We start from the raw sequence: 25,013 nt of genomic DNA, 5'->3' as shown, positions 1-25,013 counted from the left end.
CAAGGTAGCTTTTCTCAATGGGTAGGGGCCGCGCATGGATTAATACTCAGGCATTGGTGCAAAAGCACCGCATAATCCTTATATTTGAACACATACACCGCCAACAACACCAACGCCTCTATGAGGAAGTCGATCAACCGGGCCTTTAAATGGTATTATCAGCAACGGTATAAAGGTATTCGGCATTTTATGGAGCACCCCCATCAGGTTCAGGAGCAATTGCTGAAGCAGTTGCTGCAGTTTACCAAACATACCGAATGGGGGCGGCGATATGGCTACCGCGATATCCGCGATGCGGCACAATTTGCCCGCCGGGTACCGGTTAATGATTACGATGACCTCAAGCCCTTCATCAAACGTATGATGTACGGGGAGAAGGACGTGCTTTGGAGCGGTCAGGTCCGATGGTTCTCCAAGTCCTCCGGTACGACAAGCGACCGGAGCAAATTCATCCCCGTCCCTGCTCAAAATCTGCGTAAATGCCACATCCGCGGCACCTGGGACACAATGGCGCTTTTTTACCACAACCGCCCCGATGCCCGTCAGTTTGAGTGCAAAAGTATGATTATGGGGGGCAGTCTTTTTCCCTTCGAACCTTATCCCAAGACTACCTATGGCGATGTGTCTGCCATTATGATTCAGAATATGCCTGCAGTGGGGCGCCCGTTCTTTACACCGGATTTTAAAACAGCATTGCTGCACGACTGGGAGGTGAAGCTGGAAAAACTGGCCCAAATCGGGGCCAACGAACCCGATATGGTCATGATTGGCGGAGTTCCGACCTGGACAGTGGTCCTGTTCCGCCGCATTCTGCAGCTTACCGGGAAAAGCAATATGCTGGAGGTATGGCCTAATTTCCAGGGTTATGTCCACGGTGGGGTCAGCTTTACCCCTTACCGCAAGCAGTTTGAGGCGTTTTTCCCATCGGATGACATTAGCTACCAGGAAATTTATAACGCTTCTGAGGGATATTTTGCGGCTCAGGACGACTTCAGCCGGGACGATATGTTACTGTTGCTCAATAATGGCGTGTACTATGAATTCCTGCCCATGACAGAGTGGGACAAGCCCAATCCTGTGGCGGTGCCCCTACATGAAGTACAGGCTGGCCGGAACTACGCTCTGGTGGTCACTACGAATGCCGGGCTCTGGCGTTATACGCCTGGAGATACCGTAACGTTCACCTCTACGGAGCCTTACCGGATCAAGATTACGGGGCGTACCAAGCAATTTGTCAACGCCTTTGGTGAAGAGGTGATGGTGGAAAATACGGATCAGGCGCTGGATGCCGCCTGCCGGCGTACGGGGGCGATCGTATCAGAGTATACCGTAGCTCCGGTTTATTTCAACGGCAACAGCAAAGGCGGCCATGAATGGCTGGTTGAGTTTGAGCGGGAACCCGCTGACGAAGCTCAGTTCGCTTATGTGCTGGATGAAGCTTTGCAGGCCGCTAATTCTGACTACGAAGCGAAGCGCTCCAAAAGCCTCGCTCTGGAGCAACTGCGCCTGCATGCCCTGCCTCCGGGCACTTTTCATGACTGGATGCGTGCCAGAGGAAAGTTTGGGGGGCAACACAAAGTGCCCCGCCTGGCCAATCACCGCAAATACGTTGAGGAAATTCTCGATTATCTCGGGAATAAGGTCTAAACCTTGAAGAAGCCCACACTCCCTCCTACCCAGTCTTTGTCCCGGTTATAGCGTACACCGACCATCAGGCCTTTGCTTAGCCGGGCCAGGTTGTTGACCATTACCGGGCGGGGGGCACCGCGTTCCCAAAGCATCAGCATGCGGATTTCGCACTTCGAAGGCTCGCCCGGGGTTTCTATCACCGGTGCGTAAGTTACCTTGCGCTGTAGAATGTAATTTTCCGGGTCTTTGATCGCGTCCACATCATGCTGATTGATGTTGATGATGACACCCGTCCCCGCAAAGGAATATAAAGGCTTGAGCACATAATTGTGCAGGTCTTCCGGCAGTGTCTCCAGCTCGTTGAGGAAGTAAGATTTGGGTACATACGGGCTGTCAATCAGCGGCAGGGTATGCTTGCTGATGCGGAAGAACCAGTTTGGATGGCCTACATATTCCACATCATGCTCGTGGATAAAGTAAAACTCCCGCTTGAGGTCATCGCGGCGGATCAGCTCATCAAAAATGACGCGGTTGAAAATTCGGCGAACCTGTATCTTGCGGCCTTCCTTGAAGTAGAACACTTTTCTGCCTTCCACCTTGACTTCAGATACACAAACGGACTCAATGCCAATCATGTGCTTGGCTGCGATAAAGTCGATCCCGGTGACTTGTTTGTCCGGTTCCACTTCCAGCAGGATGACCTCCTCCGGATCGTGGTCGCCAATGATGACCTGCCGCAGCTTTTCGAGGTACGTTTCAGAAGTCAGTCCGCCAAAGAGGTGAGAGTAGCCTTCCGGTATGTCATAAATCTCCCGGTACCCACGGGCCACCAAATCCTGGAAAAAGTAAAGAGAGGGAAAGCCCTGTACTTCAATAAGCTGAGGGGTAAGTGTCCCATCCGCTTCCTGGCAAATGCCAAAGTCCATTTGTAAGAAAGTGGTGTGCGGCGTTTCATTGGGAACCTCCTGCCCGGCGAGGAGTGCACTACGGGAGCGCTCTTCAAAATCGGGTGAGACGATAACATCCGTAATCTGGTCGCAGGCTTCAAAGAGTTTTGCTTTCAGATCATCCGGTATGAAAACTGGTGTTTCGGCAATGCGAAAGGGCGGGCGGTGGTTGTACTGCTTTTCTACCCATTCGAGCAGAGCCTGATAGCGCTCAGGTGTGAACGCTGCGTTGAATTGTTTCCGCAGATCGGGAACCATAGGTTTAGCGTTTTGTGCCGGCGGCGGGCCGCAGTGGCATCGGTCAAACAAGGGTGTATGTGTGCCGCCCCTGCCAAAGGCAGGAACAGCTATGGCTCCGGACCCGTTTGGTCAAACAGCGGCCGGAGCCTCTTCTAAAGCATTAATAGCACGGTGCAGGAAGAGCGGCAGGACGACCTCATGGGTCAGCCCGATCTTGTCGGAATCCCGAAGGTGTTTGATCATGCGCAGGTACTTCTCCTCTCCGTGTTCGTCCACAACGGTTTTTTGCCGGGCCGGGTCCATAAAGTGCTCCCGCATACCATCAGGGTCGGCTTCCGGGTGGAACTGCGTGCCAATGATTTCCGGTGAAAAGCGAATAGCCATTACCGCACGTTCCAGCGGGACATGAGGCCTGATTTTCTCCAGCGCCAGTATGTCGGCACCCATTGCGGCCAGCTTTTCCTCATCTGGCTGTATGCATTGCCAGTGGCGGAAGTCCGCAATGAAAAAAGGATTGGGCAGCCCCTGAAAATTGGGGTCGCTCGCTCCTGCATCTGTCATGTGGCAGCGGAAAGTTCCAAAAGACATCGACTTGCGCTCCGTAACTTCTGCCAGTTCGAAATGCCGCACGGCCATCTGAAAGGAATGGCAAATGAAAAAGACATGCTTTTTCCGGTTGCCGGGAATCAGATTCCAGTCCCAGACCTGCTGCATCCAGTCGAAGTAGCGGACATCCCAGATGCCGTCTCCTTCAAACGGGCTGCCAGGGCCGCCGGTGGAAATATAAATATCGTAGTCCATGCCAGGCACCTCAGCTTTGCCGCGCACGTCAAAAATTTTCCATTCGTATTGCGCCTCAAAGCGGCGCACGATATCCTGAATGCAGCGCATGCCCTGATTGGGCGTGTTGTCGTACATATCCAGGATCGCTAATCGTAATGAAGACATATTAATTGCTTGTTACAGCGGCAAAGCTAAGGATTTTGACGGCAAGCCCAGGGAAGAAAACCTGCCGTCAGCTGACCAATTTAAAGTTTTTTACCGTTGACTGCGCCCTTCATAAAGGTGCCCCAGGTCAGGTTGTCCTTCCCGTCTACCTGTGCCTGTGCCCGTTCAATGGCGTAGCTGGCAGCGGTTTCCACCACCCAGTCAAAGTTGGCCTGCCCAACCGAGTGCAGGTCAGCATCCGGTGCCGGGTTGCAGAAGTCGATGGCATAAGGCACGCCATCACGGATAGCCAACTCTACGGTGTTGAAATCGTAGCCCAGTGCCTGATTGAGGCGCAGCACATAGTCTTCCAGTGTTTTCATCATCTCTTCGCCCACGTCAAAGTGCGCAGCGTAGCGCAGGTGGTGCGGATTGCGCGGCTCGTAAGGCATGATGCGGACGTGCTTGCCACCAATGCAGTAACAGCGGAAGTAAGCGCTGAAGTCGATGGCCTCCTGCAGCATCATCACCAGCTGATGGGTCTCGTTGTAGGCGCGGAAGAAGTCATCAGCATGATCCAGCTTGTACACATTCTTCCAGCCACCGCCGGCGAACGGCTTCATGAAAGCCGGGAAGCCCACGTACTCAAAAATACCTTCCCAGTCCAACGGGAAAGCCAGGTTGGAAAAGGACTCTGCAGAAGTATCCGCAGGGTGGTCCTTGGAAGGCAGAAGCACTGTTTTGGGAACAGGCACTCCGATTTTCTCAGACAGGGTGTTGTTGAAAAACTTCTCGTCTGCACTCCACCAGAAGGGGTTATTGATGACGGCAGTGCCACTGGCTGCCGCATTTTTCAGGAAAGCCCGGTAGAAGGGGACATCCTGCGAGATCCGGTCGATGATCACCGCGTAGCCCGAGTGGGCTGCTTGTACCACTTTATCGATGAGAACGGGCTCGGCTTGGATCCCTTTCACCTTTTTGGAGTTGATACGGTCGATCAGCGCGTGCGGGAAAGAACGTTCCTGACCGAAGAGAATGCCAATTTTTTTCATGGAGTTTATGGTTTTTAGACAAGTGCTTGCGTAAAAGGATATTCTAAATCAGAGATAAATAATGAGGGAACATTTCCTGCCAAAGCGGCCAGTCGTGCTCCTTCCAGCCCCGGATGTCCAACCAGTGGTTGATGCCTTTTTGGTTGAGCAGGTGCGAAAGGTGCTTATTGGCATCCAGGCAAATATCCCATTCCGAGGTGCCCAGGACGATGTTCATCTGCCAGAGCGCCGGATGGTTGCTGCCCGGAAGGAAATCTACCGGGTTGTTAAAATAGACATTATCGTCGTAATAACCATCCATAAACATCTTTATGTCGAAGGCGCCGCTCATGGAGAACATGTGGCTGACCAGCTCCGGGTGCTTAAAAGCAAAGTTGGCCGCATGGTAGCCCCCAAAACTGGCCCCCGCAACGGCTACTTTACCACCCGCAGTATTCCACCGGATGCTCGGCACCAGCTCGTGAAGGAGCATCTGATCATACCAGAGATGGTTCCTGACCCGGTCTGCCGGATGGATACCCTTGTTGTACCAGCTTAGTGCGTCCACGCTGTCGGGGCAGAAAATCTGAATAAAGCCCCGCTCTACGTACCAGTGCGCGGTCTGTACCAAACCGAAGTCCTTGCCCTCGTAATATCGGCCCTGACTGGAAGGGAACAAAATGACCGGATAGCCCTGATGGCCGTAGATGAGCATTTCGATCTCCCGGTTAAGGCTCTGGGAGTACCACTTGTGATAAGTCTCTTTCACGTTTTTCGTCTTGATGCCGCTCCGAAAAGCAGAGTAATTGTACTTTTGACAATAAGTTCTGCAAAAATACGGGCTTTTCCGGTATTTCAAAGTATTAAGTTACTGATGTTCAAATGCTTATCAGATAGCAGGGCAATAGTTGCAATACCTAATACTTCGTACACGAATTAATTGATGGTATTTTTGTGCGTCTGCGGAGCCGATGTCAAAATAAATCCTTGAAATTCATGTGGTTGTTCAAAAGGGAAGCCATTCGGAAATTTTTCCATTTTTTTTCGCCGGATGGGGGCAGAGTAGAGGTGGAGGAGCTGCCGGGCCTGCGGTCTGCCTGGCTGAAGCGGGAGGTTAGGGTGCGCGTATTGTTGCCGCCCGGGTATGCCGAATCCAGCCGTAGCTACCCCTTGCTTGTCCTGAATGATGGGCAGGACCTCGAAGCGCTCCGCTTCGTCAGGGTATTGGAGCGGCTATACCGAAAGGGAAAAGTAGGCCATTTTATTGCAGTTGCCGTACATGCCGGTGACCGCATGCAGGAATACGGCACGGCCGGCAGAGCAGACTACATGAACCGGGGCCGCAAAGCCGGGGCTTATACCCGGTTTTTGCTTCGGGAGCTGCTGCCGCTGCTAAGGCAGCAGTACCGGATTGATACTGATCCGAAGGCCCACGCCATAGCCGGTTTTTCACTGGGTGGGCTTTCCGCTTTTGATGTCGGCTGGCATCATCCGGAGGTTTTTGGGCAGATTGGGGTGTTCTCGGGTTCATTGTGGTGGCGTTCTAAGCCATTCCGGGAGGAAGCTCCGGACGCGGACCGTATCGTGCAGACCTATGTGGAAGCAAGCAACGCCTGCCCACCGCTCCGTTTCTGGCTGCAGGCCGGCACCGCCGATGAACAGGCTGACCGCAACAACAACGGCATTATCGACGCCATAGACGATACGCTGGACCTGATCAGGGCTTTGGAAACCGTTGGTTATGACCGAAAGAAAGCCATTCGCTACGTTGAAGTGAAAGGCGGCGAGCACAATCCTCAAACCTGGGGTCAAATAATGCCGGATTTCCTGCAATGGGCGTTTCCCAAACGAGCAACAAATAAATAACTTTGCCGTTTTCAAAATATGCCGGAGCAACCGGTGCCGATACTGCCCACTCAAACGCGGCAGGCGAATTAACTTACAGACAGACATGCAGCGATTATTCTACCTTTCCATCATACTTTTTATTGCCTGTTCCGCCAATGCCCAGCAGCTGGTACCCATCGGGGGCAACGCGCTACTGGAGCACTACCGGGCACAGGAAGGCCTCCAACTGCCCAAGGGCTACGACCGGGCCAACAGTGCGCTTCGTAGCCGAAACTGTCAGCTTGAAGAGACCGACATCACCTATATCGACGCCAGTGAGACCGTAGAGCTGTCTGTGGATATTGACACCTTTGGTCTGGGGCAGGTGGCCGGTGCGTTTGAATGCATTGAGTGCGAAGGCAACCCTATTGGCGATGCCGAGCTACAGGTGGAAGATGGGCAGGCAACCCTGGTCATTACCGGAGCTGATGACCTGCTTGGGGCGGAATACCTCTTCATTGTCGAATTTTGTAACCCGAACGGTTGCGCCAGCACCTCCTTTGATGTAGTGGGGCGGCGGGTGGCACAGGAATACGATATGGCGCCTATCACCCTTCAGTCAGAAGAATCCATCGCTCTCGATGTGCAGGCTTCACAGCTGCCGGGCCCGCTGGCCTGCAACAAGATTACGGATGTGCCCGATGACTATGAGGGGCGTGATAAGCTGGTCTATTTCAGGAACTACAGTGCACCGGACAGCAGCTTTATCTACGTAGCCAGCCGCTATGCCGGAGAAGATAAAATCGACATCACCGTTTGTGATTCCTTCACCGTTTGTGATGTTTACCACTTTACCTTCCGTATTCAGCACGATACGCTGAAGCTGGGCGGTAGTGCAGGGCAGGAAGCCTTTCTGGATGACTTTTCCTATGATGCCATCGTCCCTCCCACTGAATTCTGGCTGGATGAAGATGTATACATTAACCGTACTTTTGCTACGGATCAGCCCAGTCTTGGAGTCGCCACTTTCGATGGGTTGGACCGCAATGGCCGCCCCTACAATTCAGAGGGGCTAAACGACCGCCTTACCTCCACCTATCTGGACCTGACACAGCTCAGCGGGAATGTCTACCTCACTTTCTGGCTGCAGCCAAAAGGCTTGGGGCAGTCTCCTGAAGAGGATGACTACATGGTGCTTGAGTTCAAACAGCAAGGTGGCGACTGGGAGGTGATCCATGAGTTTTTCCCGGAGGAGATGAACCTGGATACTGTACCTGCCGGGTTTTTCTTTCCCTTTGAAGTGCCGAATAATTTTAAGCATAGTGCCTTCCAGTTCCGTTTTTCTGCCTACAACAGCGGCAATGGCATTGATGATATCTGGAACCTCGACTACGTTTGGCTGAGCAATGAATTCGTGACTTTCCAGTCTAATATCACTGATGTGGCCCTCACCCGGGTGCCCGCTGCCTTCACCACTCCCTACACAAGCATGCCCTGGAGGCATTTTGATGGCCGCGCAGCTGACTTTCTGCCGGAAAGCTACAACACATTCCTGTTCAACCTGGACAATGATCAGGCGCTCAACGCAGGTGCCGGCGTGCTGCGGATTACCGAAGCAAACACCGGCATTCAGGTCCTGCAGTCCAACTTGCTGGATGCCTGCTGCCGTACAGTTTTTGCTAACGAGAGCATTGGTTACGCCCAGGAATTTGAGGGGCTGAGCGCTGCTATTGATGCCCTCGGCAATACCGCCTTTGATGCAGAGCCCCGCCTGGAGTTTGAGGTGGAGTACAACCTCACCGATGTGACCAATGAGCAGGACGGGCAGGGGTACGAATCCGTAGCGTCCAATAACCGCGCGGTGACCACCACGGTTTTTGATAACTACTTCGCTTACGACGATGGCACCGCAGAAAACGGTGTGGTCGTGCAGGAGGGCGATCAGGTTGCTGTGAAATATACCACAACGGTCGATGACTCTCTGCAGGCGGTTCAGTTCAATTTCCCACGCATCATCAGCAATGTTTCCGGGCAGGAGTTCCATTTGCAGGTCTGGGTGGGCGAGCTTGACGATGAGCCGGAAATCCGAATGACCTTCGAACGGCCATTCTATCCCTCTTCTTACTACGACAGCCTGCAGGCGTTCACCACCTATCCGCTGTTTGGCAATAACGGTCCGACGGCGGTGTTTATCCCGGCTGGTGATTTTTATATCGGCTGGGAGCAGGTATCGCCCTGCGACTACCTCGATTGCATACCGGTGGGCTTTGACCGCAATTCCCCCGCTGGCAGCTCAGCCTTATTTTTCAATAATGACGATGAAGGTTGGCAGCCTTTCCCGGAGGGCTTTCTGTCGGGTTCTCTAATGCTGCGCCCGGTCATGGGCAATGAACGGCCGCTGAGCTCCGGCACCTCTTCTGCGGAAGCGCTGGACTTCGACCTTCGCCTGTACCCTAATCCGGCTCAGGAGCGTGCCTACATCCGTATAGAAGGGGAACGCTGGCCAGAAGATTACCGCATGCAGCTCGTGAACCCGTTGGGTCAGGTTGTACTGGATCAGGTGCTGGTCCGTGAGTTTGGGCTGAACGAATTCCGGCCTGGAATGTATATAGTAAAGGTCTATGACCCGGCGACGAACCGGTCCCTGCACCGCAAGCTCGTCATCACTGAATAACTAAAACGAAAATGGCACAGGATATCCGCGTTCAGGAACTCAAGTCCAAAATGGACGCTAACGAAGACTTTGTACTGCTCGATGTACGGGAGCCCAATGAGCGGGCAGCTTTCAATATCGGCGGTGAATTTATTCCATTAGGCAGCCTGATGGGCCGTATGGGCGAACTGGAACAGCATAAGGAAGACGAGGTTATCGTCTACTGCCGCTCCGGCAACCGTTCCGGTCTCGCAAAGGAATTCATGGAGCGGGCTGGCTTTAAGAATGTTCGCAATTTGCTCGGTGGCATGATGAGCTGGGCGGAAAACTACGGCACCGGCAAGTAGCAGGCCTGATGAGGCGGTGCTACCGGATGCCGAGCGTAATGTTCAGGACTTCCTCCATGCGGCTGACGTAGTGGAACTCAATCCCGTTGATGTAGTCCGGGTTGATTTCCGCGACGTGCTTTTCATTTTCCTGACAAAGGATGATTTCCTTCATGCCAGCCCGTTTGGCAGCTAGTATCTTTTCCTTGATACCGCCAACGGGCAAGACTTTGCCGCGTAGGGTGATTTCTCCGGTCATGGCCACGTAGGTCTTGGCCCGTTTGCCGGTAAAGGCAGAAGTCAGTGCCGTAAGCATGGTAATGCCCGCTGAAGGCCCATCTTTGGGGATCGCACCTTCGGGCACATGCAGGTGGATATCTTTCTCCTCGAAAATTTTGGGGTCGATGCCCAGATTTTCGCTGTTAGCTTTAATAAAGCTCAATGCAGTAGACGCAGATTCCTTCATGACATCACCAAGGTTGCCGGTCAGGGTGAGTTTCCCTTTGCCAGGACTGAGGATGGCTTCCACAAAAAGAATGTCACCACCGGTTTGTGTCCAGGCCAGGCCTACCGTCACGCCGGGCACTTCGGGCGTAGCGTAACGGTCTTTGTCGAAGCGGGACGGGCCCAGCATGCCATTCAGGTGCTCCGGCTTGACACTCACTTCGTATTCCTCCTCCATAGCTACCTTTCGGGCCACGTTGCGCATGACGCCGGCAATCTGGCGGTTGAGGGACCGTACGCCGGATTCACGGGTGTAGGTTTCGATGAGGGCTTCCAGTGTACGCTTGCCCAGCTTGACCTGATTCGCCTTCAGGCCATGCTCCTTACGCTGTTCGGGTATAAGGTGGCGCTTAGCAATTTCTATTTTTTCTTCGGTAGAGTAGCCGCTGACCTGAATGATTTCCATACGGTCCAGCAGTGCGGGCTGAATGGTGTTCAGGGAGTTGGCCGTAGCGATGAACATCACTTTGCTCAGGTCGTACTCCAGTTCGAGGTAATTGTCGTAAAAAGTCCCGTTTTGCTCCGGGTCCAGCACTTCCAGCAGAGCAGAGGAGGGGTCGCCGCGGAAGTCCTTCCCTACTTTATCGATCTCATCCAGAATAAAGACCGGATTGGACGAACCTGCCCGCTTCAGTGATTGCACAATACGCCCCGGCATCGCCCCAATGTAGGTTTTGCGGTGGCCACGGATTTCCGATTCATCGTGCAGCCCGCCCAGCGACATGCGTACAAACTTGCGCTGAATAGCCCGGGCGATCGACCGGCCCAGTGAGGTTTTGCCCACACCGGGAGGGCCCACCAGGCAAAGGATGGGCGCTTTCATATCGCCCTTGAGCTTGAGTACGGCAAGATGCTCCAGAATACGGTCCTTGACCTTCTCCAGCCCGAAGTGGTCCTCATCCAGGACTTTCTTGACCTTCTTCAGGTCAAAATTATCCTGTGTAAATTCTTCCCAGGGCAGGTCGAGCAGTAGCTCCAGATACGTGAGTTGTATAGAAAACTCTGCTACCTGCGGGTTCATACGGCGCAGGCGGTTGATTTCCTTGTCAAAGGTTTTGGCAACGGCTTCGGGCCAGTCTTTATCCTTAGCCCGCCTGGCCATATTGTTGATCTCCTCTTCCTGAGGGTTTTGTCCCAGTTCCTCCTGAATCGTCTTCAGTTGCTGATTGAGGAAGTAGTCGCGTTGCTGTTTTTCAATATCTACGCGGACCTTGTTCTCAATTTGGTCCTTGAGTTCCAGCAGTTGGAGTTCGCTGTTCAGCTGCTTCAGCAACGCCTGCCCCTTCTCCTGAAGGTTGTCTTCCCGGAGCAGTTCCTGCTTGATGCCAACTTTGGCGCTTAGGTTAGAAGCGATAAAGTTGAGGAGAAACGAATGGTTCTGAATGTTCTTCAGCATCACATTCGCTTCCGAAGGAATATTGGGCGAAAGCTCTATGATTTGCTGCGCGCGTTCCAAAACGGAAGAAATAAGCGCATCGAACTCCATCTGATCAGTCACCGGCTCGTATTCAAGAGTACGGACAGTGGCCAGCATGTAAGGCTCGTCTGAAACAAGGTCTTCAAGCTCAAAGCGCTTCCTGCCCTGCAAGATGGCTGTAGTGGTGCCATCGGGCATGCGCAGCAGTTTCAGGATGCGGGCAATAGTGCCCACCCGGAAAAGGTCATCAATGCCCGGGTCTTCCACTTCGCTGTCCCGCTGAGAAAGGACAGCCACCATGCGGTCCTTATTGTTGGCCTTATTGTGAGCCTGATTGATAGCCTTGATCGACTTGTCACGGCCTACTGTAATCGGAATGACAATGCCCGGAAAAAGCACGGTGTTCTTCAGGGCCAGAAGAGGCAGGGTTTCCGGAAATTGCTCATTGGGGTTCTCACCTTCTTCATCTTCTATGGACAGTAGAGGGAGAAAGTCGCCATCATCATCTAATCGCTGCTGCATATAATAGTCGTCAAACATGCTAGTATGTTTACAGCCGGAGCTGTTGTATTTTTTAATCGGGCGGTGCCTCTCTGAAAGGCTTACGCCGGCGTGCGGGTGTGTCGTATGCCAATAAGGCAGCGAAAGGGCCAACCTACACTGTGCTCCCTATGTACCAACATTCGTGCCACTATTCCAGGAACCGACAAACTGACGCGCCCGGTGCTGAATTGTCAATTCGGCAGTTCTTATTCCTATTCTGCTGCCACTGCTTCTTCCTCCAGCTCGGCTTCTGCTTTTTCCAGGGCTTCCTCCGCATCATCTTTTTCCACCCGCAGGTTGTCAATGATGAATTCCTGACGGGAGGGGGTGTTTTTGCCCATGTAGTATTGCAGCACATCGTCAATATTGGTGTCCTCATTCAGGATCACAGGCTCCAGACGGATCCCATCGCCAATAAAGTCTTTGAATTCGCCTGGAGAAATCTCGCCCAAACCCTTAAACCGGGTCACTTCCGGAGCGCCCCGAAGTTGCTTAATGGCTTGTTGTTTTTCCTCTTCGCTGTAGCAATAGAAGGTCTTTTGCTTATCCCGCACCCGGAACAGAGGCGTGTCGAGGATATAAAGGTGCCCGTTGCGTACCAGCTCCGGGAAAAACTGCAGGAAGAACGTAAGCAGCAGCAGCCGGATGTGCATACCGTCCACGTCGGCATCCGTAGCAATGACCACGCGGTTGTAGCGCAGTTCGTCCAGCCCGTCTTCGATATTCAGAGCATGCTGCAGGAGGTTGAACTCCTCGTTTTCGTACACCACCTTTTTGGTCAGGCCGTAGCAGTTGAGGGGCTTACCGCGGAGGCTGAAGACTGCCTGTGTCTGTACATCCCGGGCTTTGGTGATGGAACCGCTTGCGGAGTCCCCCTCTGTGATAAAGATGGTGGTGGCTTTGCGCCGTTCCTCTTCGGTTTTCCGGTTGCTGTCGGAAAAGTGGAGGCGGCAGTCACGCAGCTTTTTGTTGTGCAGGTTGGCCTTTTTGGCGCGTTGGTTGGCCAGCTTTTTGATACCGGCGATTTCTTTGCGCTCCCGCTCCGATTGCTTGATGCGCTTTTCCAGCGCCTTAACGGTATCCGGATTGCGGTGGAGGAAGTTGTCCAGTTTTTCCTTCACGAAGTTGATCACGAAGGTACGCACGGTTGGCCCCTCCGGCCCCATATCGCTTGAGCCCAGCTTGGTCTTGGTCTGTGACTCAAAAACCGGCTCTTCCACCCGGATACTGACTGCGGCAATGACGGAGGTAAGGATATCCCGGCGGTCGTAGTTTTTATTAAAATGTTCCTGAATCGTTTTCACGATAGCCTCGCGCAGCGCATTGAGGTGCGTACCGCCCTGTGTGGTGTTTTGGCCGTTCACAAAGGAATAATATTGTTCCCCGTAGTGGTTGCCGTGGCTGAGGGCGATTTCCAGGTCGTCCCCCTTCATGTGGATGATAGGGTAGCGCAGGTTTTCGGAAGCCGTTTTGCGTTCCAGCAGGTCATACAGGCCTTTGCGGGAGACTAAGGTTTTGCCATTAAAATTGAGCTTGAGCCCGGCATTCAGGTAGGCATAGTTCCAAAGCTGATTCTCAACATAGTCGCTGCGGAAGCGGAATTTTTTGAAAATCGCCTTATCCGGGAAGAATTCAATCAGGGTGCCATTCGGCTCGCTGGATTTTTGCAGTTTATGGTCTTTGACCAGTTCGCCCCGCTCAAATTCCGCTACTTTAGCTTTGCCGTCCCGGATGGATGTTACCCGGAAGTTTTCCGAAAGGGCATTCACGGCTTTGGTACCTACCCCGTTCAGTCCTACTGACTTTTTGAACGCCTTGGAGTCGTATTTGCCGCCCGTATTGATTTTGGAAACACAGTCCACAACCTTGCCCAGCGGGATGCCCCGCCCGTAGTCGCGGATGGACACCAGGCCCTCCTCAATTTTAAGGTCGATGTCCCGCCCGTGGCCCATGACGTACTCATCAATAGAGTTGTCAATGACCTCCTTGAGCAGGATGTAAATGCCGTCATCGGCCGCCGAGCCGTCGCCCAGTTTGCCGATATACATGCCCGGGCGCATACGGATGTGCTCTTTCCAGTCGAGCGAGCGGATGTTGTCTTCAGTATAGGTAACTTCTGCCATTGAATTAAAATGCTTGGGTGGTTTCGGGGTAATATTGTGCAAAAAATCACAAAGTAAGGTCAGCAAAAAGCCGCTTTCCTTGTTAATGAAACGTACAAAAGTTATGCACATTTCATGAATTGAATACCGAGTTTAAATTTTTTGTGCTAAAATACAATTAATTTACAACGGAAACAACAAATTGTTGTCTTAAAAAACGATGAAGGCAGAACAGACCGATCAGCATCCGGCTATGCAGTGTATCCTGAGCGGGCTCCGGCGGGAGCACCGGCTCAAGATGGGCTGTGCCGTGGCCTTGCTGTTGCTGGGGCTGGTCTTTATCTACGCTTTCTTTGCCAAGAGCATTATTCTGTCGGTATTCGGGCTGATTTGTGCTGTGCTCGGGCTGCGCTTCTGCTTTCACCTGATCAGCAACTGGAACGTCGCCAACAGCCGCCTGATGATCCTCCTGCACTTCCACCCCAAAGAAATCGTGTGGGTCTACTCCGTGGTCACCGAGCAACTGCCCTTCGGCTTTCAGCTCCTGCGCAACGGCACCCTCTACTTCAAGCTGCGCGATGGGGACGACATCTCCGTCAGCCTCTCCACCGATGACCTCAAAGCCGTCTCCAAATACCTGAATGGCCTGCTGCCCCACGCCACCTTTGGCTATACCAAAGACCGGGAGCAGTGGTTTATGGCCAGCCCTTTGATGTTGTTGCGGGAGGAGGGGGAGGGACGGTAGTTTTGAAATGACGGGTGGCCGCTTTAATCAAGCTCCTTTAGTGCTTCTTCTATCACACCGATGAAAGGGGTATTGTGCTTTTTAGCCAGGATGAGGGCTTTTTCCAGGTACTGCCTGGCTGTCTTGTGATCTTCCTGCGCCTTGTGAACCAAGCCTATACACGCGTAAGTTACATCAAGCTCGTGCGGTTGCTTTGTTTCTTCATACAGTTCGATGGCTTGGTGGTAATGCTCGAGCGCTTGCTCCCACTGCCGTTGCTTTTGGTAGACCATTCCGATTTGGTGGTAGGAGCTGCCGAGTTCATGGTGTTGCTGTGTTTTTTCCTTCCACTCTATGGCTTTGTGGTAATGTTCGAGTGCTTGGTCCCACTGCCGTTGCTCTTGGTAGACGATTCCGAGTTGGTGGTAGGAGCTGCCGAGTCGATGGTGTTGCTGTGTTTTTTCCTTCCACTCTATGGCTTTGTGGTAATGTTCCAGTGCTTTATCCCACTGCCGTTGTTCTTCGTAGACCATTCCGATATGGTGGTAGGAGCTGCCGAGTTGGTGGCTCTGCTTTGTTTTCTCGAACCACTCGATGGCATTGTGGTAATTTTCGAGGGCTTGCTCCCACTGCCGTTGCGCTTCGTAGACCCGGCCGATTTGGTGGTAGGAGCCTCCTAGCTCATGGTGTTGCTTTGTTTTCTCGAACCACTCGATGGCTTGGTGGTAGTGTTCCAGTGCTTGTCCCCACTGCCGTTGCTCTTCGTAAATCCTCCCGATTTGGTGGTACGTAGCTCCGGGTGAGTCATCGGATTCGCTCGTATTTGTCAGGGCATTGTGATAGTGCTCCAGTGCGCTATCCCAGTACCTAAATTCGGCATAAATCATTCCCGTACGGTGGTGGCAGAGGGCTGCATTTTTTGCCTGATCCAGTTCGAGGAAAACATTCAATGCTTTCTGGTAGGCAGCTACAGCGGGCGTCATTTGCCGGGCAATTCTGTAGGCTTCTCCTAAATAAAAATAGGCGGCAGCCAATTCAAACTTATCTCCCAACCGCTCCCGTACCGCCAGCAATTTTGTAAAGTACGCAACCGCCTTTTCCCCTTCAAAAATCTCCAGGTGTTCCCGCCCCAGGGTTTCCAGCAGGTTTGCTATGTTTTGCAGTGTTTGCTCCCGGTTGTCGCCGGATTGATCCAGGCGTTGGTAGCGGGCTTCCATTTCTTCCACCCGCGCCAGGCGCTCGGGGGTGAAGCCTTTGCTCGGCAGAGGGCCGTCGTAAGCCACCGGATCCCGGTCTACCAGCTCCGGCGGGCTGCTGAAATGGTATTGGTACTGTACCCAGTCCCAGAAGTCGGGGACTTCCTTCTGCAGGCGCTTCAGGGTGTAATGATTGACCCAGATCACCAAGACCAAGGGCAGGTCGCGAAAAACGAGCTCGCGCTCAAAGTTCAGCTCCGGCAACAACAAGCCCGGGCCCGCCGGGTCTTCAGCCATCAGGCTGTATTCCAGTCCGCTGAGGTGGACGAGGGTTTGGATGTTGCCGTTTTGGGCATTCGCCAGGGCAGGCAGTTTTTCATTAAGGTAGCGGAAGAGCGAAACGACCTGTTCGCCGGTGGTGTCTATTTCGTGCTGGGTGTACTGTGGGAATTTGCTTTTGAATTGAGCGATCGCCTGTTCTTTAGTGCTGAGCGTATCAAAACTGCAGACCAGGGTGGCCGGCTTCTGCCGTTCGCTCAGGACGTATTCCAGTTCGTCCCAGTCTGCGGTTTGATAGGTATGGGGTTTAACGCTCATCGGCAGGAATGAATTCGTTCAGCAATGGGTTGGTTTTGCGCTTGCCATTGTATTTCAACACTGCCAGGGAGAACAATAGTTCCTTGATGTCTTCGTCTGCGTGTTCGAAGGCTTGCTGCTGAATGATTTCCACATGCGCTTTCTCCAGACGCTCAAACATTTCCTGCCCCAGCAAGTGAATGGCGGCCTCGGCATGCTGCTTTTCCACCTCTTTGCCCAGTGCTTTGCGCAAAGCGGTACTCGCAATCTTCAGCAATTGCCGGGGGCAGCCTCCGGAGTAGTGGACGATGATGTCGAGCGCTTCTGCTGCAAAAAAAAGCCTCCAGGTCTACCCGCTTGCTGATGATGTCTTTGAATAGGTGGGCATTATCATCCGTGATCTTGAACATAGGCAAGACGACCCGTTCGTAGGCATCAAAGGTCACTCCGGTTTGTATATCGTAAAAGGCATTGATGGGCACCGCACAGATCAGGTTGACCTTGAGCTCCCGGATCAGGAAAGAGTCCTGGACAAATAAGTTTTTATAGATTTCGTAGCGGATTTTCTCCGTACCATCGAATACCAGCAGCAAGTCTCTGCCTTTGCCTTTTTGCACAACCTCCTTCCGGACTTGTTCAATGAGGCTGTTTAGCTGCGCCTGCAGTTTAAGCGGCTCCTTGCGGATTTGCTGCCGTAGGGTGCGCGATATTTTGGAGGTTCCGGTAAAGAAAGATTTGATCCCCACATTGAAAGACAACCAGTCCCAGAAGCCCAGGCCGGCTTTAGCTTCTACAGAGGCTGCTTCCCCTTGTTCCTCTTTCCATTCCTTGCGGACTTCGTGGTCCTCATTCAGCCAATCTTCAGCAAGCGTATTGAGCGGTTTGAGGTCAACCTCCAGCTCTTGTTTCTTCACCAGGTCAATAAGCCAGACGATGATAGTGACAAAGAAATCTTCGGGTTGAAAATGAGCAATTTCCAGTTCCCGCTCCATATCAATGAAAAGGGAAACGTACCGGTCCGGATTATTGAGATACTGATGGATGCGGTACAATTCCAGCGATTTGCCACAGCCCCGGTGCCCGGAAAAAATGACTTTGACGTACCGGTCGCTGCCAGCTTTCAGTTCGTCTTCGTCAATACTGAGCAGATAGAGCAGTTCTTCCCGGTAGGCATCCCCGCGCGCTTCGTCCAATTCCACATACAGCTCCCTTGCTCTATCCTGTTCCCGGATATCAAAATCCAGCTCCAGCACCTCTCGTGCCCGGAATTTATTCGTTTCGGGAAATTGGTACATTCAATCTGTGTTTTTCCAAAATTAGGGAAATTTACGGATTGTTTAAAGGAAGCTGGGGCAGAGCTCCTGGAAAGTACCTGGCTCAAGCTCTACACCAGCAACGTCTTTTTGTAAGTCTTGTGTCTATCTGTAGGAAAGGCTTAGATTACTTGCTTTATCATAGCCTCACCGGGTGCACTAACCCTGGAAAGTGCCGGGGCATTCACCCGGTGTGCTTTTCAAGCGCACATGGCTAGTACGCCCGGCGAAAGGCCCGACTTCCCATAACTTGTCCGTACGGACGGGCCAGTCCATACGGATGTATATTGGCGTTTCAAACTACGTCTGACGGAGAGAGCGCCAGGCGAAACAAAACAGCCCCGCAGCAATCACCGCGAGGCCATCCTTTTGTATCAGCAAATTAATTCTTCAGCTTACGAAGCGCAGCTCACGCACTCCTTAAACTTATTCGCCATCTCCTGAGCCACGCTGGAGGAGCGCTGATAGTACAGGCTCTTCACGCCCAGCTTCCAGGCTTCGATCATCAGGGCGTTGACCTCTTTTACCGGCACCTGTGGCGGGATGTTGAGGTTGAGCGACTGCGACTGATCGATGAATTTCTGGCGGGCGGCCGCCTGAATGATGATCTCCCGCGGATTGATTTCCCGGAAGGTCTTGAAGACAGCTTTTTCGTGCTCGGTCAGCCCGTCGAGGTGCTGCACAGAGCCATTTTTGAGGAGGATGGACTGCCAGATTTCCTCCCGGTCCATGTCTTTTTCCTGCAATAACGCTTTCAGGAACTTGTTCTTGCGCATGAAGTTGCCCTTCGACAAGCCCACCTTGTAGTAGTTGCTGCTGTACGGCTCAATGCCCGGTGAAGTCTGCCCCAGAATAGAGGAGGAAGAGGTGGTGGGCGCTACTGCCATCAGCGTGGTGTTGCGGCGGCCATAGCCTTTGAGCAGTTCCGGCTCGCCGTAGGCTTCTGCCAAATCGCGGCTGCCCTGCTCGGCCTCCCGGCGGATGTGGGCGTGGGCGCTGCTGTTGAATTGCTTGGCTTCCATGCTCTCAAAGGGGATGTTGTTCTTCTGCAGGTAAGCGTGGTAGCCCATGACACCCAGGCCCAGGGCACGGTGGCGCTTCGCAAAGTTGTGCGTGCGCTCCATGTAGGGCTGATTGGCGGACTTTTGCACAAACTCTTCCATCACCGCATCAAGGAACCAAATGGCCGTCTGCACCGCATCGGTATCTTTCCAGTCCTCGTAGTACTCCAGGTTCATGGACGACAGGCAGCAGACGAAGCTCTCATCTTCCTTCACCGGCAGAGCGATCTCGGAGCAGAGGTTGGAGTTGTAGATGCGCATGCCTTTGTCGCGGTAGACATCCGCCGCGTTGTCGTTGACGTTGTCGCTGAACATGATGTACGGCAGGCCTTTCTCCTGACGGCTGTGCAGCACCTTAGCCCAGGTGGCACGCTTTTCCGTGTCGCCGGCCACCATTTCTTCCATCCATTGGTTGGTCACGGTCACGCCAAAAAAGATATTCTGAATGGCGTTGCCGATGTCTTTGATTTTGAGGAACTCATTCACATCCGGATGCTCGATATCCAGGTAGGCAGCGAAAGCCCCGCGGCGCACATTGCCCTGACTTACAGTATCGATCATGGCATCAAACATCTTCAGGAAGGAAACCGGCCCGGAAGACTTACCGTTATTGCGGATACCTGCGCCCCGCTCGCGCAGGTGCCCAAAGTAGGCCGAGGTGCCGCCCCCGAATTTGGTCATCATAATGCACTCGGACAGGGTCTTGGTGATGCCGTCCATGCTGTCCTCCACATAAGAGCCAAAGCAGCTGATCGGCAGGCCGCGGTCGGTGCCCATATTGGCCCACACCGGAGAAGAAAGCGACATCCAGCCGTTAGCCACGAGGGCTTCAAATTTCGGTTGCAGATCGGGGCGGTCCAGGCGGTTAGCGGCGGCGGTGGTCACGCGGCGTACCGCATCCTGTGGCGTCTCTCCGGGCAGGAGGTAGCCCCTCTGCAGTACGGTTTCAGTCTCAGGTGTTACCCAGTGGTAGGGCTTGGTATTGTTATAAATGGTCTTGGTCATGGTCAATGCTTGATTTTTGGGTATTTAGAAAAGGTCGTCGGCGGTGAACGACTGATTATGCTTGGAATACTCTACCGGGCGCTTGGCGAAGAAATCGTCCAGGGTGTTGGCGTAGATTTCCTCTTCAAACCAGCTCATGCGGCGGAGTTGAGATTCGTTGATGTCGAAGATGTCCTGCAGCCCGATCTGTTTCAGGCTCGTATTAATGCGGTGCTTCATGAAGTTGAGCAGGTCCGACTTGGAGACGTGCTCCAACTCGCCCGTCTCGAAAATCCAGTTGAGAATGCGCTCCTCCTGCTGAATGGCGGCATGGGCGGTCTCGTAGATGACCTTTTGGTACTTGTCGGTCAGCCAGCCCGGGTTTTCCTCCACGATTTTATTGAAAATGTAAATGCCGGCATTGGCGTGGAGCTGCTCGTCCTTGCTCGTCCAGGCGATGATGTTGCTTGTATTCTTCAGCAGGCCTTTGAAGTGAGTGAAGGACAGCACGGTGGCAAACTGACTGAAGAGCGATACATTTTCCACCAAAATGGAAAAGAGGATGAGGTTGAGCCCGAAGGACTGCTCCGGAGAGTCGAGTTGTGCAGCTGCCCGGCGGTCCCTTAGGAAGGCAATGCGGTCGCTGAGGACAGAAGACTGCAGGGCAGACTCGAATTCATCCGCCAGGCCCAGTACGGTCAGCAGTTGGGCGTAGGCTTCAGAATGGCGGAATTCGCACTCCGCGAAGGTGCTGCCCAGCCCATTGAACTCCGGTTTGGGCAGGTGCTGATAGAGGTTGCCCCAGAAAGACTTCACATCCACCTCCACCTGAGCGATAGCCAGGAGGGTACGCTTGATGGCATTGCGCTCGGCTTCCGTAAGCTCCACTTTGAAATCCTGTATGTCACCCGTAAAATCGACCTCCGAGTGCACCCAGAAGGTCTGATTAATGGTGTTGATAAAGTCGAGCACTTCCGGGTACTCGAACGGCTTGTACGCTAGTCTGGGTTTGAAAATCGCGCTCATGTGGCTAATGCATTACCGAGCTGTGGGGGAGGGCAGGAGCGCGCACCGGCAGGCTGCATCCGGGCGTTACCCGGGCAAAAACGGTGGCACTGCGCTGTCCTAACTCCCGAAAACTCGCAGTTAAAGAATGATATGTTGGCAACGGCAGGTCTTCTGACTCGCCCCGGCTCTGCCGCCTTCCCGCCCCAGGGGCAGTGGCTTGCTGGCAAAACCTGATGAATGAGGCTCACAGCAGCGGGTACTGTCCGGGATTTTCACCCGGTTCCCTGTTCAATATCGAATGGCTAATCTGTCGCTTAAAATTATTTGATAGGTGCTCGAATTGAACGCAGTACCGTTGGTTCGGGCAAGATACGGAGGTCCGGCTGAGCGATCAAGCAAAGTACGCGTATAATTACCAACACAATGTGGATAAGTCCCGTAAACCCCTGAACATAAGGGGTTGAAAAAATAGTTTTCCACATATGGGTGTGGAAAACATAGTTGATAAAAGATTTCCCATAATTTCCGTACCTTGTTTGCTCATAAAATCCTGCAGGAACAGCGCTACTGTGCTGCAGTCTATCAATCATGAGAATTGTTTCCTTCTTCTCGGGCGCCGGCGGGCTCGACCTTGGGTTTACGCGTGCCGGTTTTGACGTGATCTGGGCGAATGAGTACGACCGGGACATCTGGGAGACCTATGTCAAAAACCACGGGCATACGCACCTGGAAAAAAGGAGTATTACGGATGTGGACGCTGCGGACATTCCGGACTGCGACGGCATGATTGGCGGCCCGCCCTGCCAAAGCTGGAGCACCGCGGGCAAGCTGCGGGGCATTAAGGATAACCGGGGCAAGCTGTTCTACGATTTCATCCGTATCCTGGAAGCTAAGCAGCCCAAGTTTTTCCTGGCGGAGAATGTAGCGGGCATGTTACTGCCCCGCAATGCGAGAGCCCTAAGCAGCATCAAGCGGCTCTTCAAAAACGCCGGAGAGGGCTATAACCTGTCTTTCCAGAAAATCAATGCGAGCGATTACCTCGTGCCGCAGGACCGCAAACGGGTCTTCTTTATAGGTTACCGCCGCGACCTGGGCAAAAAGTTTGAATTCCCTGCCCCAATTGATATGAAACTCAGCCTGAAGTCGGCCATCGGCGATCTGGCAGATACGGCTATCCCGGCCAAAGACGGTAACTACACCAACGGCAGTGCCTGCCGGGTGCCTAATCACGAGTACTTTACCGGTGGCTTTTCCAGCCTCTACATGTCGCGCAACCGTGTGCGCAGTTGGGACGAGGTGTCCTTTACTATTCAGGCGGGTGGCCGGCATGCGCCCCTGCACCCTCAGGCGCCTAAGATGGAAACCGTGGACAAGGATACCAAGCGCTTTGTGCCCGGTAAGGAAGACCTTTACCGCCGGCTCAGTGTGCGCGAAGTGGCCCGCGTCCAAACCTTCCCGGACGACTTCATCTTTTACTACAAGAACCTCGGCGCGGCTTACAAAATGATCGGCAATGCAGTGCCGGTACGGCTGGCGCAGATTATTGCGAGTAAGATTAAGGAGGATTTTGAGTAAAGCTACAACTCCCGCCACTCCAGCCCCTCCCGTTCTGCCGTTTTCTTCAGGTAGCTGCTGTTGCGGATGAACTGCCCAAGGCGCTCCATTTCACCTTCAAAATCGAGGCGGATATCGTCGTGCATTTTCGACAGCAGTTTTTGCAGTTTCAGAGCCCGTTTGACCACATAATTGGAGAAGGTGCGCGCCTTGGCCGCCGGGAACTGATCGAGCAGCCCGTCTATGCCTTCCAGTGCCAGATTAAGCATCAGCAGGTTGAGCTCGATTTCCCCGTACTTGTCTTTGGTGGCCTTCACATGCCGGTTGATGTCACCGCTGATGGCGCGCAGGTCGAGCAGCAAAAAGCCCGGCGAGTAGAAAGCCCGGATGGCGTAGGTCACATCCCGCTCGATGCTGATGGCGAGTTCGCTGCGTCTCTCCTCCCGGCTGCCAGCCCCTTCCAGCAGCTCGAAGGTCAGGCGGTTGACCAAGGCTTCCTCCTTGGCGATAAGGCGGAAGAGCAGTTTGTCTTTTTCCTTGTCGGGCATTTTGGAAATCGCGGCTTTGAGTTCGTCCGGTAGTTTTTGCCTGGGCATTTATCTGGTTTTTTCCCAAAATAAGGAACATCACCTGTTCTCAAAAGCCAAAGTGGCATTTATCACTGAAACTCTTTTCGGGCCCTTTTACCTTTGCCCAAAATGTAGAACGATTATGCCACGACAAGTCAACCGTAAAACCTTCCGCCCTCTGGTCCTGAATGCCGAAACGCCCGTTGTCGTTGATGTCTGGGCGGATTGGTGTGGCCCCTGCCATGCCCTGTCCCCCAATTTTGCTGCCGCCGCTGACGAAGCCGGTGACAACGCTCGCTTCGTCAAGCTCGATGCCGAAAAGAATCAGAAACTGGTCAAGCAGTATCAGGTCCGCAGCCTGCCCACGATTCTGTACTTTAAGGATGGGGAAGTGGTCGACCGCAGCACCGGTGTGGTGTCCAAGGGAGCTATACTGAAGCGGCTGCGCCCATTGTTGCCGGAAGATGCACAGGCCGAGGTTAAAGGCGGGGCCTGGTGGAAGTTTTGGGAGTAGGCGCTCAGCCCAGCGCCACATCCAAACTCATCATCAACGTAAAGCCTGCCAGGGTGGCAATGGTTGCAAGGTCGGTATTCCCAGCCAACTGTGATTCCGGGATAAGCTCTTCCACCACCACAAAAATCATAGCCCCCGCGGCAAAGCTCAGCGCATAGGGCAGGATGGGCTGCATCATCATCACCGCTGCCGCCCCAACGATGCCGGCAACAGGCTCCACAGCCCCCGACATCTGCCCGTACCAGAACGCCCGCCGTCGGGAAAAACCCTCCCGCCTCAGCGGCACAGATACCGCTGTCCCTTCCGGAAAATTTTGCAGCCCTATGCCTACGGCCAGTGCCACCGCTGCCCCAATGGAAGCCGATGGCAGCCCATGGGCCACCGCACCAAAGGCAACACCCACCGCCAGCCCTTCCGGGATATTATGCAGCGTGATAGCGAGTACCAGTAGCACGCTACGCCTCCAGTTGGTTGATATTCCTTCGGCCTGATCCATCTTCAGGCCCGGGTGCAGGTGGGGCAGCACTTTGTCCACACCTGCCATGAACAAACCACCGCCCATGAAACCCAGTGCAGCGGGTAGCCAGCTGGGCAAAGTACTTACCCGCTCGCTCAGGTCAATGGCCGGAGCCAGCAGTGACCAGAAACTGGCGGCAATCATGACCCCTGCCGCAAAGCCTAACATGGCATCCAGTACCTCCTGCCGGATTTGCCGGAAAAAGAAAACCACTGCTGCGCCCAGAGCCGTCACTCCCCAGGTGAATAAGGTGGCAAACAAAGCTTGTGTAACCGGATGATAATTTCCCAGGGCGGATAAAATGGCGTCCATTCTCTTGTTGTTTATGGTTGCTCAAAAGTAAAACATAACACACTTAAACCCGGGCAAAGTGACAATGATCACTCATCCCCACTGACAATATTCATTTAAAAACCAGCTGTAAACCAGGAATTTTAGGGCACCAATTTAATTAAAACCTAGTGCCATGCGCCAGCAAAATGCCGATCTCCTTATCCAGGAAGCTGACAAACTCATAGAATTTGCCAGCCACGAAATTGAACGGGCAGAGGAGGACGTTGCCACCCATGCCGTCTGCTTCAACTCCCGCCAATCCATTATTAACTACCTGTCTTCCTACCTGCAAAAACATGGTAGCGAGCTCCCCGAGCCCGTGACCATGGCAGGTCTCCTGGATAAGTGCCGCGATATCGACGGCCGGTTCAACCTGATCGACATTTCCGATATCGGTTGCAAGCACGATGCAGAGGATGAAGCCTACTGTATGGATGTCAAAAAAGTGGCTGATTGCCTGCGTATTGCTAAACAGACCCGCGCCATCGCTATTGATGAGGCGCCCGCCTACTAAAAAA

At 53.4% G+C, this 25,013-nt stretch carries 21 protein-coding genes and 1 riboswitch; of the genes, 8 read left to right on the top strand and 13 right to left on the bottom strand.

Features of this window, described 5'->3' with window-relative positions; genetic code table 11:
* Positions 1-84 precede the first annotated feature (84 nt).
* Positions 85-1,647 carry a GH3 auxin-responsive promoter family protein gene (locus ACO08I_RS13790; RefSeq protein ID WP_282778748.1) on the top strand — a complete coding sequence of 521 codons (1,563 nt, stop codon included), beginning with the start codon at positions 85-87 and terminating at the stop codon, positions 1,645-1,647.
* Here ACO08I_RS13790 and ACO08I_RS13785 read toward each other — a convergent pair.
* The 4 genes from ACO08I_RS13785 to ACO08I_RS13770 form a co-directional block, all read right to left on the bottom strand.
* Positions 1,644-2,834 (bottom strand): hypothetical protein, encoded by a 1,191-nt coding sequence (locus ACO08I_RS13785; RefSeq protein WP_044217017.1) that lies wholly within the window; start codon positions 2,832-2,834, stop codon positions 1,644-1,646. The two genes, ACO08I_RS13790 and ACO08I_RS13785, sit on opposite strands and share 4 nt — an antisense overlap.
* A 111-nt stretch (positions 2,835-2,945) precedes the next feature.
* Positions 2,946-3,764 carry a type 1 glutamine amidotransferase gene (locus tag ACO08I_RS13780; protein ID WP_421949604.1) on the bottom strand — a complete coding sequence of 273 codons (819 nt, stop codon included), beginning with the start codon at positions 3,762-3,764 and terminating at the stop codon, positions 2,946-2,948.
* Positions 3,765-3,844: 80 nt separating this feature from the next.
* Positions 3,845-4,795 carry an ATP-grasp domain-containing protein gene (locus ACO08I_RS13775; RefSeq protein ID WP_282778746.1) on the bottom strand — a complete coding sequence of 317 codons (951 nt, stop codon included), beginning with the start codon at positions 4,793-4,795 and terminating at the stop codon, positions 3,845-3,847.
* Positions 4,796-4,838: 43 nt separating this feature from the next.
* Entirely contained in the window at positions 4,839-5,543 is a 705-nt protein-coding gene (locus ACO08I_RS13770) for an esterase family protein (protein WP_421949603.1), read from the bottom strand.
* Between the two features lie 227 nt (positions 5,544-5,770).
* Between ACO08I_RS13770 and ACO08I_RS13765 the strand changes: the two genes are divergently transcribed.
* The 3 genes from ACO08I_RS13765 to ACO08I_RS13755 all read left to right on the top strand — a co-directional run bounded on the left by ACO08I_RS13765 (position 5,771) and on the right by ACO08I_RS13755 (position 9,601).
* Complete coding sequence (locus ACO08I_RS13765) at positions 5,771-6,640, top strand: alpha/beta hydrolase (RefSeq protein ID WP_421949602.1); 870 nt, start codon at positions 5,771-5,773, stop codon at positions 6,638-6,640.
* Between the two features lie 85 nt (positions 6,641-6,725).
* Entirely contained in the window at positions 6,726-9,275 is a 2,550-nt protein-coding gene (locus ACO08I_RS13760; protein WP_421949601.1) for a T9SS type A sorting domain-containing protein, read from the top strand.
* Positions 9,276-9,286: 11 nt separating this feature from the next.
* Positions 9,287-9,601, top strand: a complete 315-nt coding sequence (locus ACO08I_RS13755; protein WP_044217008.1) for a rhodanese-like domain-containing protein — start codon at positions 9,287-9,289, stop codon at positions 9,599-9,601.
* 19 nt (positions 9,602-9,620) lie between these two features.
* Here ACO08I_RS13755 and lon read toward each other — a convergent pair whose 3' ends face one another.
* On the bottom strand, positions 9,621-12,041 hold the full coding sequence (lon, locus tag ACO08I_RS13750; RefSeq protein ID WP_282778739.1) for an endopeptidase La: 2,421 nt from the start codon (positions 12,039-12,041) through the stop codon (positions 9,621-9,623).
* A 215-nt stretch (positions 12,042-12,256) separates the two neighbouring features.
* Positions 12,257-14,167 (bottom strand): DNA topoisomerase IV subunit B, encoded by a 1,911-nt coding sequence (locus ACO08I_RS13745; RefSeq protein ID WP_282778737.1) that lies wholly within the window; start codon positions 14,165-14,167, stop codon positions 12,257-12,259.
* A gap of 199 nt (positions 14,168-14,366) precedes the next feature.
* On the opposite strand from ACO08I_RS13745, the gene ACO08I_RS13740 reads away from it, so the two are divergent.
* Positions 14,367-14,891 (top strand): hypothetical protein, encoded by a 525-nt coding sequence (locus ACO08I_RS13740; RefSeq protein ID WP_421949600.1) that lies wholly within the window; start codon positions 14,367-14,369, stop codon positions 14,889-14,891.
* Between the two features lie 23 nt (positions 14,892-14,914).
* Here ACO08I_RS13740 and ACO08I_RS13735 read toward each other — a convergent pair whose 3' ends face one another.
* The 5 genes from ACO08I_RS13735 to ACO08I_RS13715 form a co-directional block, all read right to left on the bottom strand.
* On the bottom strand, positions 14,915-16,663 hold the full coding sequence (locus tag ACO08I_RS13735; protein WP_421949599.1) for a tetratricopeptide repeat protein: 1,749 nt from the start codon (positions 16,661-16,663) through the stop codon (positions 14,915-14,917).
* Positions 16,653-16,871: a hypothetical protein gene (locus ACO08I_RS13730; protein WP_421949598.1), complete on the bottom strand. Its 219-nt coding sequence runs from the start codon at positions 16,869-16,871 to the stop codon at positions 16,653-16,655. The genes ACO08I_RS13735 and ACO08I_RS13730 overlap by 11 nt, the downstream gene beginning before the upstream one ends.
* Positions 16,816-17,937, bottom strand: a complete 1,122-nt coding sequence (locus ACO08I_RS13725; RefSeq protein WP_421949597.1) for a hypothetical protein — start codon at positions 17,935-17,937, stop codon at positions 16,816-16,818. The genes ACO08I_RS13730 and ACO08I_RS13725 overlap by 56 nt, the downstream gene beginning before the upstream one ends.
* Before the next feature lie 413 nt (positions 17,938-18,350).
* Positions 18,351-20,021: a ribonucleoside-diphosphate reductase subunit alpha gene (locus ACO08I_RS13720; RefSeq protein ID WP_421949596.1), complete on the bottom strand. Its 1,671-nt coding sequence runs from the start codon at positions 20,019-20,021 to the stop codon at positions 18,351-18,353.
* A 24-nt stretch (positions 20,022-20,045) separates the two neighbouring features.
* A complete protein-coding gene (locus ACO08I_RS13715) occupies positions 20,046-21,026 on the bottom strand; it encodes a ribonucleotide-diphosphate reductase subunit beta (protein ID WP_421949595.1) in 981 nt (326 codons plus the stop codon).
* A 126-nt stretch (positions 21,027-21,152) separates the two neighbouring features.
* Positions 21,153-21,335, bottom strand: a riboswitch (cobalamin riboswitch).
* Between the two features lie 261 nt (positions 21,336-21,596).
* Here ACO08I_RS13715 and ACO08I_RS13710 point away from each other — a divergent pair.
* Positions 21,597-22,583 (top strand): DNA cytosine methyltransferase, encoded by a 987-nt coding sequence (locus tag ACO08I_RS13710; RefSeq protein ID WP_293563214.1) that lies wholly within the window; start codon positions 21,597-21,599, stop codon positions 22,581-22,583.
* Positions 22,584-22,585: 2 nt separating this feature from the next.
* Here ACO08I_RS13710 and ACO08I_RS13705 read toward each other — a convergent pair whose 3' ends face one another.
* Positions 22,586-23,158: a hypothetical protein gene (locus ACO08I_RS13705; protein WP_044216985.1), complete on the bottom strand. Its 573-nt coding sequence runs from the start codon at positions 23,156-23,158 to the stop codon at positions 22,586-22,588.
* Between the two features lie 115 nt (positions 23,159-23,273).
* Here ACO08I_RS13705 and trxA point away from each other — a divergent pair, with 115 nt between their 5' ends.
* Positions 23,274-23,645: a thioredoxin gene (gene trxA / locus ACO08I_RS13700; protein ID WP_421949594.1), complete on the top strand. Its 372-nt coding sequence runs from the start codon at positions 23,274-23,276 to the stop codon at positions 23,643-23,645.
* A 4-nt stretch (positions 23,646-23,649) separates the two neighbouring features.
* Here trxA and ACO08I_RS13695 read toward each other — a convergent pair whose 3' ends face one another.
* Positions 23,650-24,474 carry a ZIP family metal transporter gene (locus ACO08I_RS13695; protein WP_421949593.1) on the bottom strand — a complete coding sequence of 275 codons (825 nt, stop codon included), beginning with the start codon at positions 24,472-24,474 and terminating at the stop codon, positions 23,650-23,652.
* 154 nt (positions 24,475-24,628) lie between these two features.
* Between ACO08I_RS13695 and ACO08I_RS13690 the strand changes: the two genes are divergently transcribed.
* Positions 24,629-25,009, top strand: a complete 381-nt coding sequence (locus tag ACO08I_RS13690; RefSeq protein ID WP_282783152.1) for a hypothetical protein — start codon at positions 24,629-24,631, stop codon at positions 25,007-25,009.
* Positions 25,010-25,013: the final 4 nt, after the last annotated feature.

It is taken from the genome of Phaeodactylibacter xiamenensis (genome assembly GCF_965229835.1).
Lineage (GTDB): Bacteria > Bacteroidota > Bacteroidia > Chitinophagales > Saprospiraceae > Phaeodactylibacter > Phaeodactylibacter xiamenensis.
This window is presented reverse-complemented; position numbering and strand designations above follow the sequence as displayed.